Source organism: Cystobacter fuscus DSM 2262, from assembly GCF_000335475.2.
Lineage (GTDB): Bacteria > Myxococcota > Myxococcia > Myxococcales > Myxococcaceae > Cystobacter > Cystobacter fuscus.
The window spans coordinates 17,717-32,157 of the sequence record NZ_ANAH02000073.1 but is presented as its reverse complement, the minus strand read 5'-3'; the positions used below and the strand labels follow the sequence as shown (position 1 = coordinate 32,157).

13 protein-coding genes are annotated in these 14,441 nt (G+C 68.6%); 8 read left to right on the top strand and 5 right to left on the bottom strand.

The window, feature by feature from the left end; translation table 11 throughout:
• Nucleotides 1–107: 107 nt before the first annotated feature.
• The 6 genes from D187_RS47510 (at nucleotide 108) to D187_RS47485 (ending at nucleotide 7,674) form a co-directional block, all read left to right on the top strand.
• Nucleotides 108–704: a TetR/AcrR family transcriptional regulator gene (locus tag D187_RS47510; protein WP_002624396.1), complete on the top strand. Its 597-nt coding sequence runs from the start codon at nucleotides 108–110 to the stop codon at nucleotides 702–704.
• 73 nt (nucleotides 705–777) lie between these two features.
• A complete protein-coding gene (locus D187_RS47505; RefSeq protein WP_002624394.1) occupies nucleotides 778–1,995 on the top strand; it encodes a cytochrome P450 in 1,218 nt (405 codons plus the stop codon).
• 143 nt (nucleotides 1,996–2,138) lie between these two features.
• Nucleotides 2,139–3,359 carry a cytochrome P450 gene (locus D187_RS47500; protein ID WP_002624393.1) on the top strand — a complete coding sequence of 407 codons (1,221 nt, stop codon included), beginning with the start codon at nucleotides 2,139–2,141 and terminating at the stop codon, nucleotides 3,357–3,359.
• Between the two features lie 56 nt (nucleotides 3,360–3,415).
• Nucleotides 3,416–4,633 (top strand): cytochrome P450, encoded by a 1,218-nt coding sequence (locus D187_RS47495; RefSeq protein WP_002624392.1) that lies wholly within the window; start codon nucleotides 3,416–3,418, stop codon nucleotides 4,631–4,633.
• 49 nt (nucleotides 4,634–4,682) lie between these two features.
• Nucleotides 4,683–5,891, top strand: a complete 1,209-nt coding sequence (locus D187_RS47490; protein ID WP_043435580.1) for a cytochrome P450 — start codon at nucleotides 4,683–4,685, stop codon at nucleotides 5,889–5,891.
• A gap of 184 nt (nucleotides 5,892–6,075) precedes the next feature.
• Complete coding sequence (locus D187_RS47485; protein WP_002624390.1) at nucleotides 6,076–7,674, top strand: ABC-F family ATP-binding cassette domain-containing protein; 1,599 nt, start codon at nucleotides 6,076–6,078, stop codon at nucleotides 7,672–7,674.
• Here D187_RS47485 and D187_RS47480 read toward each other — a convergent pair.
• The 5 genes from D187_RS47480 to rfbB form a co-directional block, all read right to left on the bottom strand.
• Complete coding sequence (locus D187_RS47480; protein ID WP_002624389.1) at nucleotides 7,671–8,708, bottom strand: YihY/virulence factor BrkB family protein; 1,038 nt, start codon at nucleotides 8,706–8,708, stop codon at nucleotides 7,671–7,673. The two genes, D187_RS47485 and D187_RS47480, sit on opposite strands and share 4 nt — an antisense overlap.
• Before the next feature lie 118 nt (nucleotides 8,709–8,826).
• On the bottom strand, nucleotides 8,827–9,378 hold the full coding sequence (gene rfbC / locus D187_RS47475) for a dTDP-4-dehydrorhamnose 3,5-epimerase (protein WP_002624388.1): 552 nt from the start codon (nucleotides 9,376–9,378) through the stop codon (nucleotides 8,827–8,829).
• Complete coding sequence (gene rfbA, locus D187_RS47470; RefSeq protein ID WP_002624387.1) at nucleotides 9,375–10,256, bottom strand: glucose-1-phosphate thymidylyltransferase RfbA; 882 nt, start codon at nucleotides 10,254–10,256, stop codon at nucleotides 9,375–9,377. The genes rfbC and rfbA overlap by 4 nt, the downstream gene beginning before the upstream one ends.
• A gap of 100 nt (nucleotides 10,257–10,356) precedes the next feature.
• Nucleotides 10,357–11,256, bottom strand: coding sequence for an SDR family oxidoreductase (locus D187_RS47465; RefSeq protein WP_002624386.1), 900 nt, complete (start codon nucleotides 11,254–11,256; stop codon nucleotides 10,357–10,359).
• A gap of 16 nt (nucleotides 11,257–11,272) precedes the next feature.
• Complete coding sequence (gene rfbB, locus D187_RS47460) at nucleotides 11,273–12,292, bottom strand: dTDP-glucose 4,6-dehydratase (RefSeq protein WP_002624385.1); 1,020 nt, start codon at nucleotides 12,290–12,292, stop codon at nucleotides 11,273–11,275.
• Nucleotides 12,293–12,438: 146 nt separating this feature from the next.
• On the opposite strand from rfbB, the gene D187_RS47455 reads away from it, so the two are divergent.
• Nucleotides 12,439–13,989: a glycosyltransferase gene (locus D187_RS47455; protein WP_020918761.1), complete on the top strand. Its 1,551-nt coding sequence runs from the start codon at nucleotides 12,439–12,441 to the stop codon at nucleotides 13,987–13,989.
• Nucleotides 13,979–14,440 carry a hypothetical protein gene (locus D187_RS47450; RefSeq protein WP_002624383.1) on the top strand — a complete coding sequence of 154 codons (462 nt, stop codon included), beginning with the start codon at nucleotides 13,979–13,981 and terminating at the stop codon, nucleotides 14,438–14,440. Before D187_RS47455 ends, D187_RS47450 begins: the two co-directional genes overlap by 11 nt.
• Nucleotide 14,441: the final 1 nt, after the last annotated feature.

The window sequence follows — 14,441 nt, the reverse complement described above, 5'->3', positions numbered from 1 at the left end:
CTCCCCACCCCACGGGGCTATTGCGAATTACCGTTTTCTGAATCATATTCAGCGGCATGAGTCCTCGCTCAGCACCGCGAAGCAAGCCTCAGCCCCTCCGGGAGCGGATGAAGGAGGAGGCCCGGGTGGCCATCCTCGAGGCGGCGGAGCAGGTGATCGCCGAGCAGGGCCTGTCCGCCACGCGGATGGAGGACATCGCCACGCGGGTGGGCGTCTCGGTCGGCACGCTCTACAACTACTTCGAGGATCGGCAGCGGCTGCTCCAGGCGCTGCTCGACGCGCAGGCTCAACAGTTGATGGCCGTGCTGGACACGGAGCTGGAGCGCAGCCGGGGTGCGCCCTACCGCACGCGCTTGCATGGACTGCTGCGCGCCATCCTGGAGCACGCCCAGAAGCACTTCCGCTTCCTCTCCCTGTTGCTGGAGGAGAGATCGCTGCGCGTGGCCGCCTCGAGCGAGGAACTGGATCGCCATCAGCGACTCGTGAACGCGCTGACCGAGCGGATCGGCTCGCTCAACCCCGAGGGCCTCACGCAAGGGGTGCTGCGGCCCGAGGACGCGCCCCACTACCCCACGCTGCTGCTAGGCATGCTGCAGAGCACCCTGCTGCGGCAGTTCCTCGATCGACAGCCCACGCCCGTCGACGAGCAGATCGCCCTGTTGCTGCGCTGCTTCCTGGAGGGCGCCAGCCCGCGCCCCGGGTGAGCGTCCGCCAACCCCACACGAACAACCCTCCACGAACAACCCCCCACCACTCCATCCCACAGGAGAGCTACACATGGATCTGCTGAGCCGCTTCGACTTCCTCAACCCCGAGGTGATGCGCAACCCCTACCCCTACTTCGCGGAGATGCGCGAGAAGGCGCCCCTGCACTTCGACGCGAAGCTCCAGGCCCACGTCCTCACCCGCCACGAGGACGTGACGTACGTCACGAAGAACCCCGCCCTGTTCTCCTCGGTGGATGTCCGCATCGCCGGCAAGCACCAGAAGGAGCGCAGCCAGGAGTCCGGGCTCGACGGGGTGGACAGCCTGCTCACCACGGACCCTCCCGTGCACACGCGCCTGCGCGGCCGGGTCAACCGCGCCTTCACCCCCAAGCAGATCTCCGCCCTCGAGCCGCGCGTGCGCGAGCTGTCGCGCGAGCTCGTCGCGGAGATGACGGCCAGCAACGAGTTCGAGTTCATGAGCGGCCTGGCCTCGCCCCTGCCCGTCACCATCATCGCGGAGATGCTCGGCGTGGACATCTCGCGCCGCCGCGACTTCAAGCGCTGGAGCGATGCGATCGCCAACTCCGGCAACGCCAGCATCACCGGCAAGACGCCCGAGGACGTGGTGCGCAACGCCAAGGAGATGCTCGCGTACATGACGGAGGTGGCCGAGGCGCGCCGCCGCGAGCCCCGGGGCGACCTCATCTCCCTGCTCGTGCAGGACAGCGAGGGCCAGGAAGCCCTGACTCCCCCGGAGGTCAACTCCTTCGCCATCCTGCTGCTGCTGGCCGGCAACGAGACCACCACCAACCTCCTGGGCAACGCCCTCACCGCCCTCATCCGCCACCCCGAGGAGTACGAGTGGCTGCGGCGCGACCCCACGCAGGCCGCCTGCGCCGCCGTGGCCGAGGAGACGCTGCGCTATGACTCGCCCGTGATCACGGTCGTGCGCCGCACCACCCAGGAGGTGGAGCTGAGCGGGGGCAAGGTGCCCGCGAACACCACGCTGTTCGCCGTGGTGTCGGCCGCCAACCGCGATCCGCGCAAGTTCCCCAACCCGGATCGCTTCGATCCGCGGCGGGACACCACGGGCCTGATGTCCTTCGGCCACGGCATCCACTTCTGCCTGGGCGCTCCGCTCGCGCGCCTGGAGGCTCCCGTGGCCCTGCAGGAGTTGATGGTGCGTGCCCCCCGCCTGGGCTTCTCGCCGCGCCAGCCCGAGCACATCGACTACGGCGCCACGTTCGCCCTGCGCGGCCCCCGCGCGCTCTGGCTCCAGAAGAACTGAGCGCGTCCCCCCCAAGCCAGGGAGCGCGGGGACGAAGAAGGGTGGGCGTGCTCCTCCGCGCCCGCTCGCTTCCTGGCTTGCCTCTCCGTAGCATGAACTTCCGCCGTCCTCCCCGCCGTTTTCCTCACTGAGGAGAGCCCTTCATGGACCTGCTGAGCCGCTTCGACTTCTTCAGCCCCGAGGTGATGCGCAACCCCTACCCCTACTTCGCGGAGATGCGCGAGAAGGCCCCCATCTACTACGACGCGAAGCTCCAGGCCCACGTGCTCAGCCGCTACGAGGACGTGTCGTTCGTGCTCAAGAATCACGCCCTGTTCTCCTCCACGAAGATCCGCGTCGCCGGCAAGCTCCAGGAGGAGCGCGCCACCGTGCAGGAGCTGGGCTCGGTCTCCAACCTCGTCACCACGGATCCTCCGGTGCACACGCGCATGCGGGGACTCGTCAGCCGCTCCTTCACCCCCAAGCAGATCCAGGCCATGGAGCCGCGCGTGCGCGAGCTGTCGCGCTCGCTCGTCGCGGAGATGACCTCCCGGCCCGAGTTCGACTTCATGGAGGCGCTGGCCTCGCCCCTGCCCGTCACCATCATCGCGGAGATGCTGGGCGTGGACGCATCGCGCCGCCACGACTTCAAGCGATGGAGCGACACCCTCATCCAAGCCGGCAATGCCGCTCTGCAGACGGGCAAGACGCCCGAGGTGGTCGAGCGCAGCGCCCGGGAGATGCTCGCGTACATGATGGAGGTGGCCGAGGCGCGCCGCCGCGAGCCCCGGGGCGACCTCATCTCCCTGCTCGTCCAGGAAACCGATGGCGTGGCGGCCCTGACGCCCCAGGAGGTCAACTCCTTCACCGTCCTGTTGCTCATCGCCGGCAACGAGACCACCACCAACCTGCTGGGCAACGCCCTCCACGCCCTCATCCGCCACCCCGAGGCGTACGAGTGGTTGCGGCGCGAGCCCTCCCCCACCGCCTGCGCCGCCGTGGCCGAGGAGACGCTGCGCTACGACTCGCCCGTGATCGGGCTCATGCGCCGCACCACCCAGGAGGTGGAGTTGAGCGGGGGCAAGCTGCCCGCGGACAGCACGGTGATGGTGTTGCTGGCCTCCGCCAACCATGATCCGCACAAGTTCCCCGACCCGGAGCGCTTCGACCCTCGGCGGGACACCACGGGCCTGATGTCCTTCGGGCACGGCATCCACTTCTGCCTCGGCGCCCCGCTCACCCGCGTGGAGGCCCCCGTGGCGCTGCAGGAGTTGATGGAGCGCGCCCCCCGCCTGGGCTTCGCCCCGCGCCAGCCCGAGGCCATCGACTACGGCAGCTCGTTCTTCCTGCGCGGACCCCGCTCGCTCTGGCTCCAGAAGAACTGAGTCCCCTGGACTTCCGCCGTCCCACCCCACTGGTTCCTCTCCGAGGAGAGCCACACATGGACCTGCTGAGCCGCTTCGACTTCTTCAACCCCGAGGTGATGCGCAATCCCTATCCGTACTTCGCGGAGATGCGCGAGAAGGCGCCCCTGCACTACGACGCGAAGCTCCAGGCCACCCTCGTCAGCCGCTACGAGGACGTGTCGTACATCCTGAAGAACCCCGCCCTGTTCTCCTCGTTGAATGTCCGCATCGCCGGCAAGCTCCCGAAGGAGCGCAACCAGGAGTCCGGGCTCGACGGGGTGGACAGCCTGCTCACCACGGATCCTCCCGTGCACACGCGCCTGCGCGGCCGGGTCAACCGTGCCTTCACCCCCAAGCAGATCTCCGCCCTGGAGCCGCGCGTGCGCGAGCTGTCCCGGGAGTGCATCACGGAGATGACGACCCGCGACGAGTTCGACTTCATGAGCGGCCTGGCCTCGCCCCTGCCCGTCACCATCATCGCGGAGATGCTGGGCGTGGACACCTCGCGCCGCCGCGACTTCAAGCGCTGGAGCGATGCGATCGTCAACTCCAGCAACGTCACCTTCACCAGCAAGGCCCCCGAGGAGGTGGTGCGCAACGCCAAGGAGATGCTCGCGTACATGACGGAGGTGGCCGAGGCGCGCCGCCGCGAGCCCCGGGGTGACCTCATCTCCCTGCTCGTGCAGGACAGCGAGGGCCAGGAAGCCCTGACTCCCCCGGAGGTCAACTCCTTCGCCATCCTGCTGCTGCTCGCGGGCAACGAGACCACCACCAACCTCCTGGGCAATGCCCTCACCACGCTCATCCGCCACCCGGAGCACTACGAGTGGCTGCGGCGAGACCCCTCCCCCGCGGCCTGCGCCGCCGTGATCGAGGAGACGCTGCGCTACGACTCGCCCGTGTTGACGCTCAGCCGCCGCACCACCCAGGAGGTGGAGCTGAGCGGCGGCAAGGTGCCCGCGGAGACCACGCTCATGGTGCTGGTGTCGTCCGCCAACCATGATCCGCGCAAGTTCGCCGACCCGGATCGCTTCGATCCGCGGCGGGACGCGGCCGGTCTGCTGTCCTTCGGGCACGGCATCCACTTCTGCATCGGTGCCCCGCTCGCCCGCCTGGAGGCCCCCGTGGCCCTGCAGGAGCTCATGGCGCGCACCCCCCGTCTGGGCTTTTCGCCGCGCCAGCCCGAGAATATCGACTACGGGGCCTCGTTCTTCCTGCGCGGCCCCCGCGCGCTCTGGCTCCAGAAGAACTGAGCCCGAGCGGGCCGTCGTGCCCTTCTCCGTCTCTTCCTGGAGCGTCCCCATGAGCCTGCTCGATGGCTTCGACTTCCTCGATCCGAAGTTCAAGCAGCACCCCTACCCCTACTTCGCCGAGATGCGCGAGAAGGCTCCGCTGTTCTGGAACGAGCGCTTCAAGTCGTGGGTCCTCAGCCGCCATGAGGACGTGGCGTTCGCCCTGAAGAACGCCGCCCTGTTCTCCTCCGCCGACGTCCGGCTCGGCAACCGGAAGCGGGGCTTCTTCCAGGTTGAATCCGTGGCCGAACTCATCTCCTCGGACCCTCCCGTCCACACCCGGATGCGCGGCCTGGTCAGCCGCGCCTTCACCCCCAAGCAGATCTCCGCGATGGAGCCGCGCGTGCGCGAGCTGTCCCGGGCGCTCATCGCGGAGATGACGGCCAGCCCGGAGTTCGACTTCATGGACGGGCTGGCCTCGCCCCTGCCCGTCACCATCATCGCGGAGATGCTCGGCATCGACGCCGTGCGCCGCCGCGACTTCAAGCGCTGGAGCGACACGATCCTCTCCGGCCTGACCGCGACCATGCGCACGGGCCAGGAGCCGGAGGAGGTCGGCCGCTGCCGCGAGGAGATGCTCGTCTACATGACCCAGGTGGCCGAGGAGCGCCGCCGCGCGCCCCGGGGCGACCTCATCTCCCTGCTCGTCCAGGAGTCCGACGGCGTCCCCGCGCTGAGCTCCCAGGAGGTGAATGCCTTCACCGTGCTGCTGCTCATCGCCGGCAACGAGACCACCACCAACCTGCTGGGCAACACCCTCCACACCCTCATCCGCCACCCGGAGGAGTACGAGTGGCTGCGGCGCGATCCCTCCCCCGCCGCCTGCGCGGCCGTGTGCGAGGAGACCCTGCGCTTCGACTCGCCGGTGATGGCGATCTCTCGCCGGACCACCCAGGAGGTGGAGGTGAGTGGCGGGAAGATCCCCGCGGAGTCGACGGTGACGCTCCTGCTCGGCTCGGCCAACCATGATCCGCGCAAGTTCCCCGACCCGGAGCGCTTCGATCCGCGGCGGGACACGGCCGGCCTGATGTCCTTCGGCCACGGCATCCACTTCTGCCTGGGCGCGCCGCTCACCCGCGTGGAGGCCCCGGTCGCCCTGCAGGAGTTGATGGCACGCACCCCCCGTCTGGGCTTCTCGCCGCGCCAGCCCGAGCACGTCGACTACGGGCTCTCGTTCGCCCTGCGCGGCCCCCGCTCGCTCTGGCTCCAGAAGAACTGACCCGGGCCGCGGCCTGGCGGGCATCCAGGGGCCTGGAGACCGGGGTGGTATCAGGTGAGACGTCCTCGGAGGGCATGAAAGTGCCTTCCGGGGGGTTGTAAGCCTTTGTCCGCCGCCCATACCGGCGACTCGATGCGTCACCTGTCTTCCGGACGCCTTCCCCTTCCGCTAGAAAGCGCCCCCCATGTTCTCCATCATCAACGTCTCCAAGGCCTACGGGCCCAAGAAGCTCTTCGAGGACGTCAACGTCGCGTTCTCGCCCGGACGCCGCTACGGCCTCACCGGCCCCAACGGGGCGGGGAAGTCCACCTTCATGAAGATCCTCGCCGGAGACGAGGAAGCCGACATGGGGACCATCTCCCGGCCCAAGAAGCTGGGAATCCTCCGCCAGGATCAGTTCCGCTACGAGGACAACCGCGTCCTGGACGTCGTCATCATGGGCAACAAGGCCCTGTGGGAGGCGATGAAGGAGAAGGACACCATCCTCGCCAAGTCCGACATCACCGAGGAGGATGGCAACCGGCTGGGTGATCTGGAGATGGTGATCGCCGAGGAGGACGGCTACAGCGCCGAGTCCGAGGCGGCCTCGCTGCTCGAGGGTCTGGGCATCCCCACCGAGAGCCACGAGGGGCCGATGAAGCAGCTGACGGGCGGCCTCAAGCTGCGCGTGCTGCTCGCCCAGGCGCTCTTCGGCAAGCCCCAAGGCCTGCTGCTCGACGAGCCCACGAACAACCTGGACATCGACTCCATCCGCTGGCTGGAGTCGTTCCTCACCGCGTTCGAGGGCGTGCTCATCACCATCAGCCACGACCGGCACTTCCTCAACTCCATCTGCACGCACATCGCGGACATCGATTACGAGACCATCATCCAGTACACGGGTGGTTACGACGAGATGGTGCGGCAGAAGTCCCAGGTGCGCAGCCGCATCGAGTCCGAGGTGGGCGAGAAGAAGAAGAAGATCGCCCAGCTCCAGGACTTCGTGGCCCGCTTCCACGCCGGCACTCGCGCCTCCCAGGTGCAGAGCCGCATCAAGCAGATCGACAAGCTCAAGTCGGATGACCTGAAGCGCTCGAACATCGCCCGCCCCTTCATCCGCTTCGATCAGGCGGAGCCCAGCGGCAAGCAGACGCTCACCGTGGAGGACCTCAGCAAATCCTTCGACGGCCAGAAGGTCATCAAGCCCTTCAGCCCGCTCATCGTGAAGGGCGAGAAGATCTGCGTCATCGGCCGCAACGGCGTGGGCAAGTCCACGCTGGTGAAGATGCTCGCCGGGCAGCTCGAGCCGGACACCGGCAAGCTCATCTGGGGCCACAACGCGAGCGTGGGCTACCTGCCGCAGGATCACCACGGCACCATCCGCAAGGGCACCACCGCCTTCGGCTGGCTGCGCGACGTGAAGGTGAAGCTCACCAACGAGGAGATCTCCGGCGTCATGGGCCGCATGCTCTTCTCCGGCGAGGAGCGCATGAAGCCCACGGACACGCTGTCCGGAGGTGAGACGGTGCGCCTGCTGCTGTGCAAGCTCATGCTCGACCAGGACAACGTGCTCATCCTCGACGAGCCCACCAACCACCTGGACCTGGAGTCCATCAGCGCGCTGTCCGAGGGCCTGCAGAAGTTCGACGGCACGGTCATCGTCGTGACGCACGACCAGGAGCTGGTGTCCGAGGTGGCCACCCGCATCTGGAGCCTGGAAGGCGCGGGCAAGCCCATCGTCGACTTCAACGGCAACTGGGCGGAGTACACGGCGAAGCACCCCGTGCACACCGCGCGTCGCTAGCGCTCGGAGCGGCGCATCAGGAACAGCCCCACGCCGAAGCCCGCGGCCCAGGTGAGCGCCGCCCTCAGCGGCGACATGCGAGGAGGCACGGGCGGCGGGGGCGGCGGCTGCTGAAGGAGCAGGGCGATCTCCTCCTGTTCCGCCCGGCGCAGCTCGCCCTTGGTCACATTGGGGCCCGGCTCGTCCAGGCGCTTGGCGCCGGGGGCCTTGCCCTCGGGTGACTTGTGCTCGAGCAGCGCGTTGATCTCCGCGCCCAGGAGGATGACCTGGGAGGAGATCCACATCCACATGAGCAGCACGATGACACCGCCGAGCGCGCCATAGCTCACGTCGTAGCTGCTGAAGTTACGCACGTAGACGGAGAAGCCGAAGGACGCGAGCAGCCAGAGCACCACGCCCACCACGGAGCCGGGGGTGATGAACTTGAAGTCCTGCTCCACGTCCGGCAGCACGTAGTAGATCATCGCCCACACCAGCATCATCACCAGGCCGGCGAAGGGCAGGCGCAGCCACATCACCACGGTGCCGAGCGGCTCGCCCAGCCAGCCCGCCACCGCGGGCGTGGCCACCATGGCCGCCGAGGCGAGGATGGAGAGCACCGCGCCGGACAGTGTCACCAGGATGGCGATGCCCCGGATCTTCCAGAAGGGCCGGCTCTCCTTCACGTCGTAGACGGTGTTGAGCGCGTCCATCATCGCCACCACGCCGCCCGACGCGGCCCACACCGCGCCCAGGCCGCCCACCGTCAAGAGCCCCACGCTGTTGCTCGCCGCGAGATCATTGATCCGCTGGCCCAGGATGTCCGTCACGGCCGCGGGAGCCACCTTGCCCAGCTCCTGGATGAGCACCTGGGCCTGGGCGGGATCGATGATGAGGCCCGCCAGGGCCACGAGGAACAGGAGGAAGGGAAAGATGGCGAGCAGGGCGGCGAACGTCACCGCGCCCGCCACGTTGCTGACGTTGTCGTTGACGTACTCGTTCTTCAGCTCGGTGAAGAACTCCTTCCAGCTCATCCCCTTGCCAGGCCAGACCATCGCGCGTCCTCCCGTGAACTTCGCAGAAGGATGCGCACGCCGGGCGCCTACCTCACCTCACCCCCAGATGGGACGAGGATGCTCGCCTGTCTACCCCCCCAGGACGAGCGAGGGGGCGTCAACCCGCGTAGGTGGGCAGCAGCGGCGCGTCCTTGAGACGCGGGGCGGCGCTGTCCTTGGCGGACAACAGGGGCGACGTCACCGGCCAGGGGATGCCCAGGTCCGGGTCGTTCCAGGCGATGCCATGCTCGGAGCCGGGCGAGTAGAAGTTGGTGCACTTGTAATGGAAGTCCGCGCTCTCGGAGAGGACGCAGAAGCCATGCGCGAAGCCCGCGGGCACCCACAACTGGCGCCGGTTGTCCGCGGACAGCTCCACGCCCACCCACCGGCCGAACGTCGGCGAGCCCCGGCGGATGTCCACCGCCACGTCGTAGACGGCGCCCGCGAGCACCTGCACCAGCTTGCCCTGGGCGTTGGGCTCCTGGAAATGCAGACCCCGGAGGATGCCCTTGGCCGAGCGCGAGAAGTTGTCCTGCACGAAGGGGCCCGGGATGCCCAACTCCGCGTAGCGCTTCGCATGGAACATCTCCATGAAGAAGCCGCGGTCGTCCCCGAAGCGCTTGGGCTCGAGCAGGATGACCTCGGGCAGTGCGGTGTCCAGGCGCGTCATGTCCGCGCTCCCTTCTTCTCGATGAGATCCATCAGGTAGCGCCCGTACTCGTTCTTGCGCATGGGGTGGGCGAGCGCGGCCACCTGGGCCGCGGTGATGTAGCCCATGCGGAAGGCGATCTCCTCGGGGCATGCCACCTTGAGACCCTGCCGGTGCTCGATGATCTGGATGAAGTTGGAGGCCTCCATCAGCGACTCGTGGGTGCCGGTGTCCAACCACGCGTAGCCACGGCCCAACAGCTCCACGTGGAGCTGCTGCTTGCGCAGATAGGCGATGTTCACGTCGGTGATCTCCAGCTCGCCGCGCGGCGAGGGCTTGAGCTCCCGGGCGATGTCCACCACCTGGTTGTCGTAGAAGTACAGGCCCGTCACCGCGTAGTTGGACTTGGGCTGGGCGGGCTTCTCCACGAGGCTCAACGCGCGGCCCTCCGCGTCCAGCTCCACCACGCCGTAGCGCTCCGGATCCTTCACGTAGTAGCCGAAGACGGTGGCGCCCGAGGTGCGGGTCCCCGCCCGCTGCACCTGCTCGCTCAAGCCGTGGCCGTAGAAGATGTTATCTCCCAGGATGAGGGCCACGGGATCCCCGCCCACGAACTCGCGGCCGATGATGAAGGCCTGGGCGAGTCCGTCCGGGCTGGGCTGCACCGCGTACTGGAAGTTCACCCCCCACTGCTCACCCGAGCCGAGCAGCTCCTCGAAGCGCGGCAGATCCGTGGGCGTGGAGATGATCAGGATGTCCCGGATCCCCGCCAGCATCAGCGTGGTGATCGGGTAGTAGATCATCGGCTTGTCGTAGATGGGCAGCAGCTGCTTGCTGACCACGCGCGTGAGCGGATACAGCCGCGTGCCGGAACCCCCGGCGAGAACGATTCCCTTCATTGACGTGTCCCTCGAGGTCCTGCCCTCAGCGGTGCACTCCGGCCCTTCGAAGCACTCGAACGCAGACCTGACCGGCCTATACCGGCCCGGTGCATCCGGTTCAAGCACCCCGCTGCGCCATCCACGCCGCGTGAAAGCGCGCCAGCGACTCGGAAAGCGACAGGGGCTGGGTGCGCAACTGGGAGCGGACCTTGTCCACCTTGAGACCGCTGCGCAGCGGACGGGGGCTTGCCAGCTTCATGTCCACCAGACGGGTAGGCGTGATGAGGCCGGGGTCGAAGCCGAACACCTCGCAGAGGGAGCGGCCGAAGCTGACGCGATCCACCACGTCCGCGCCGCAGGTGTTCCAGATGCCGCCGAGCTTGCGCTCGCCCAGCTCCACCAGCATGGCGGCCACACTGTCCGCGAAGCTCGCGGAGACGAACTGGTCCTCGAAGAGGCGCACCTGCTGCCCCTTCTCGAAGGCCCCGACCAGCCACGCGCCGAAGTTGGGACGGCCCGCCGCGGGCCAGCCGTACACCACCGCCGTGCGCGCGATGGCGCAGCCCGGAACGAAGGTCCGCGCCGCCTGCTCGCCCATGTGCTTGGTGAGCGCGTAGACCCCCCGCGGGTTGGGCAGCGCCTGCTCGTCGTAGGGGCCGTGATCGCCGTCGAAGACGTAGTCGGTGGACACGTGCACCAGGTGCGCGCCCAGCTTGCGCGCGCCCCGGCCCACCGCGGCGACGGCGGCGACGTTGGCCGCGTACGCCTGCTCGGGGTCACGCTCGCAGGCGTCCACCTCCGTCATGGAGGCGGGATGGATGATCACCTCGGGAGCCGCGGCCTCGAGGGCGGCGGCCACGTCCGTGTCGCGTGTGAGGTCGCACTCCACGTAGCGATAGGCTCCCTCCGTGCGCCGCGGGCCACGCCCCAGCCCCACCACCTCGTGGCCCCCCTTCTCCAGGAGCGCGCACACCCGGCTGCCCACCAATCCATTGGAACCCGTGACGAGAAATCGCATGGAAGGAGTCCCTTGCTCAGCCATTGAGGCGGGTGCGGTACTGCGTTTCGAAGTACTGGCGGTAGGCGCCGCTCATCACGCGCTCCCACCACGCCGCGTTGTCCACGTACCAGCGCACCGTCTCCTGCAGGCCCTGCTCGAAGGTATGCGCGGGCGTCCAGCCCAGCTCCGTGCGGATCTTCGTCGGATCAATCGCGTAGCGCCGATCGTGCCCCGGCCGATCCTTCACGTACTTGATGAGGGACTCGGGCTTGCCCACCAGGCCGAGGATCGCCTTGACGATCTCGATGTTCTTGCGCTCGGAGTTGCCACCGATGTTGTAGACCTGACCGGCCTTGCCCTTCTCCAGCGCGACGAGCAGCGCCGCGCAGTGGTCCTCCACGTGGAGCCAGTCGCGCACGTTGGCGCCGTCGCCGTAGACGGGCAGCGGCTTGTCGTGCAGGGCGTTGACCACCATGAGGGGGATGAGCTTCTCGGGGAACTGGTAGCGGCCGTAGTTGTTGGAGCAGCGAGTCACCACCACGTCCATGCCGAAGGTGTGGTGCCAGGCGAGCGCGAGCAGATCCGAGCTCGTCTTGGACGCCGAGTAGGGGCTGGAGGGCTGCAGCGGCGAGGTCTCGGTGAAGTAGCCGGTGGGGCCGAGCGAGCCGTACACCTCGTCCGTGGAGACCATCAGGAAGCGCTTGATGCCGCGCACGCGGCTGGCCTCGAGCAACTGCTGGGTGCCCAGCACGTTGGCCTGGATGAAGGCCTCGGGCCCCAGGATGGAGCGGTCCACATGGCTCTCGGCCGCCAGGTGCATCACCCCGTCGATCTGGTGCACGCTCATGAGGTGCTCGACGAGCTCGCGGTTGGCCACGTCCCCGCGCACGAAGACGTGCTTCGGGTCGCCCTCGAGCTCCTTGAGGTTCTCCAGGTTGCCCGCGTAGGTGAGCTTGTCGAAATTGATGATCGTCCAATCGGGCCGCACCCGGCGCAGGTACTTGACGAGGTTGGACCCAATGAAACCGCAGCCACCTGTGACCAGGACGTTCATCAACGGACTCGGAGAGTGAAGGGAGGAGAAGATTCCGACCTCACTAGCGAAGGGCCCCGGGGACGTCAAGGCAGCCTTGTGCGAGGACGTGTCGGCAGGTAGACGCTGAAGTCATCGTGAACCTTTCGAGCAGCAGACGATCCGCCGTGCCACCCACGAGCCAGGCGGTCCACCAGTTGGTCCCTCGACTGGCATGGGGCGATGCGGTCGGCAATCAGGTGCGCTACCTGCGCGAGTTGCTGCGTGGCTGGGGCTACGCCTCGGAAATCTACGCGGAGCAATGGGACGAGCAATGCCGGCCACTGGTGCGGCCCGCGAAGGACTACCCGCGCGAGGCGGATGACAGGAGCGCCCTGCTCATCCACCACAGCTTCGAGTCGAGGCTCGTGCCGCTCATCGCCCGCGCTCCGGGACGCAAGGCGGTCGTCTACCACAACGTCACGCCCTCGCGGCTCTTCGAGGGCTTCGAGCGCAAGGTGGCCGAGGCCTGCACGGCGGCGCGCGAGGAGCTGCGGGAGATGCGGCCGTGGGTGGAGCGCGCGTGGGCCTACTCGCGCTTCAGCGCCGAGGAGCTGGTGGCGGCGGGCTACGACGGCGTCTCCGTGCTGCCCTTCGCGGTGGACTGGCGCGCCTTCGACGTGGCGCCGGATCCGGTGCTGCGCGCCGAGCTGGATGACGGCCACGCCAACATCCTCTTCGTGGGCCGCGCGGTGCCCAGCAAGCGCGTGGACGACGTGCTGCGCGTCTTCACCGCGTACCAGCGGCTCCATCAGCCGCGCAGCCGGCTCATCGTGGCCGGCTACCTCAACCGCGAGTCGCCCTATGGGGCCTACCTGTATGGACTCAAGGAGATGCTCGGGGCCGAGCGCGTCCAGTTCCTCGGGCGGGTGAGCGCCGCGCAGCTCTCCGCGTGCTTCTCGGTGGCCACCGCCTATCTTTCCATGAGCCGGCACGAGGGCTTCGGCGTACCCCTGCTCGAGGCCATGTACCGCGGAGTTCCCGTGCTGGCGTATGGCGCCGCCGCCGTGCCCGAGACGATGGGCGGCGCGGGCGTGGCCAGCCTCACCCACGAGCCCCTGGAAGTGGCCCGTCTGCTCGCCGTGCTGGAGCGTACCCCGGCGCTGCGCGACGAGATGCTCCGCGCCCAGCGCGCTCGGGTGGCGCGGCTCGGACAGGAGGCCGTGGCGGAGGCCATCCGGGAAAGGCTCCAGCCCTTCCTGGAGGGCGCCCCCCACGCGGCGCGGAGCCGGGAGCAGGCGCCCACCGTGTCCCTCGTGTGCCCCGGCTTCGTGGCCCATCCCGACGCCCTCGAGTCCAGGCTCGCGCGGAGGCTCGCGCGGGAGCTTCCCGGAGCCCGCGTCCTGGCGCTGGATCCGAACCCCCAGCCAGTGGAGTTGGCCCCGCGCGCGCTGTCCGTCGAGGGGCTGGACGTGCGCGCCTTCACCCCCGACGAGCCGCTGCCCCGGGACGCGGCCCGGGAGCTCCCCGGCTCGTCCGCGCTCGAGACCGCCCTGCTCTCCTCTCGGGCCCCCGTCGTCTTCCTGCCCGAGGATTCGCTCGTCGCGCGGGAGACCCGTGCCCGCCTCTCCGTGGCGTCCTGGGGCGTGCGCGCCACGATCGACCCCGAGCAGCTGGAACCCACCCTCTCCGCGCTCATCCAGGCCCTGCGCGCCACTGGAGCCCTCCGTGCGACCTGAAGATCTCCTCACCACGTCCCCAGCGCCCGAGCGCCTCATGGAGGCGGCGGCACGGCTGCCGGAGCCGGAACCGGAGCAGGTGGAGTCGGTGCGTCGGCTGTTGGAGGCCTCCCAGCGTGCCCCGGCCGAGACCGAGTGGCCGCCCCTGCTCCAGGCGCCCCGCGCGAAGAAGGACAGCCGCTACGCGGAACCGCCCACGTCCCACCGCTCCGGCGTGACGGGCCCACTGCTGGTGGGAGCCAAGCGCGCCTTCCGTCTCGCCTTCCAGCCCTTCATCAACGAGGTGCTGCGCAAGCAGGTGGAATTCAACGAGGCCATCCTCGACTCGCTGGCGCTGCTCTACGAGCACCAGCGGGAGGAGTCCCGGGCCCAGACGGCCTGGCGCCGCGAGGTCATGGAGCGGCTCGCCGCCCTGGAGAAGACCGCGCGGGACGACAAGCGCGGGTCCTGAG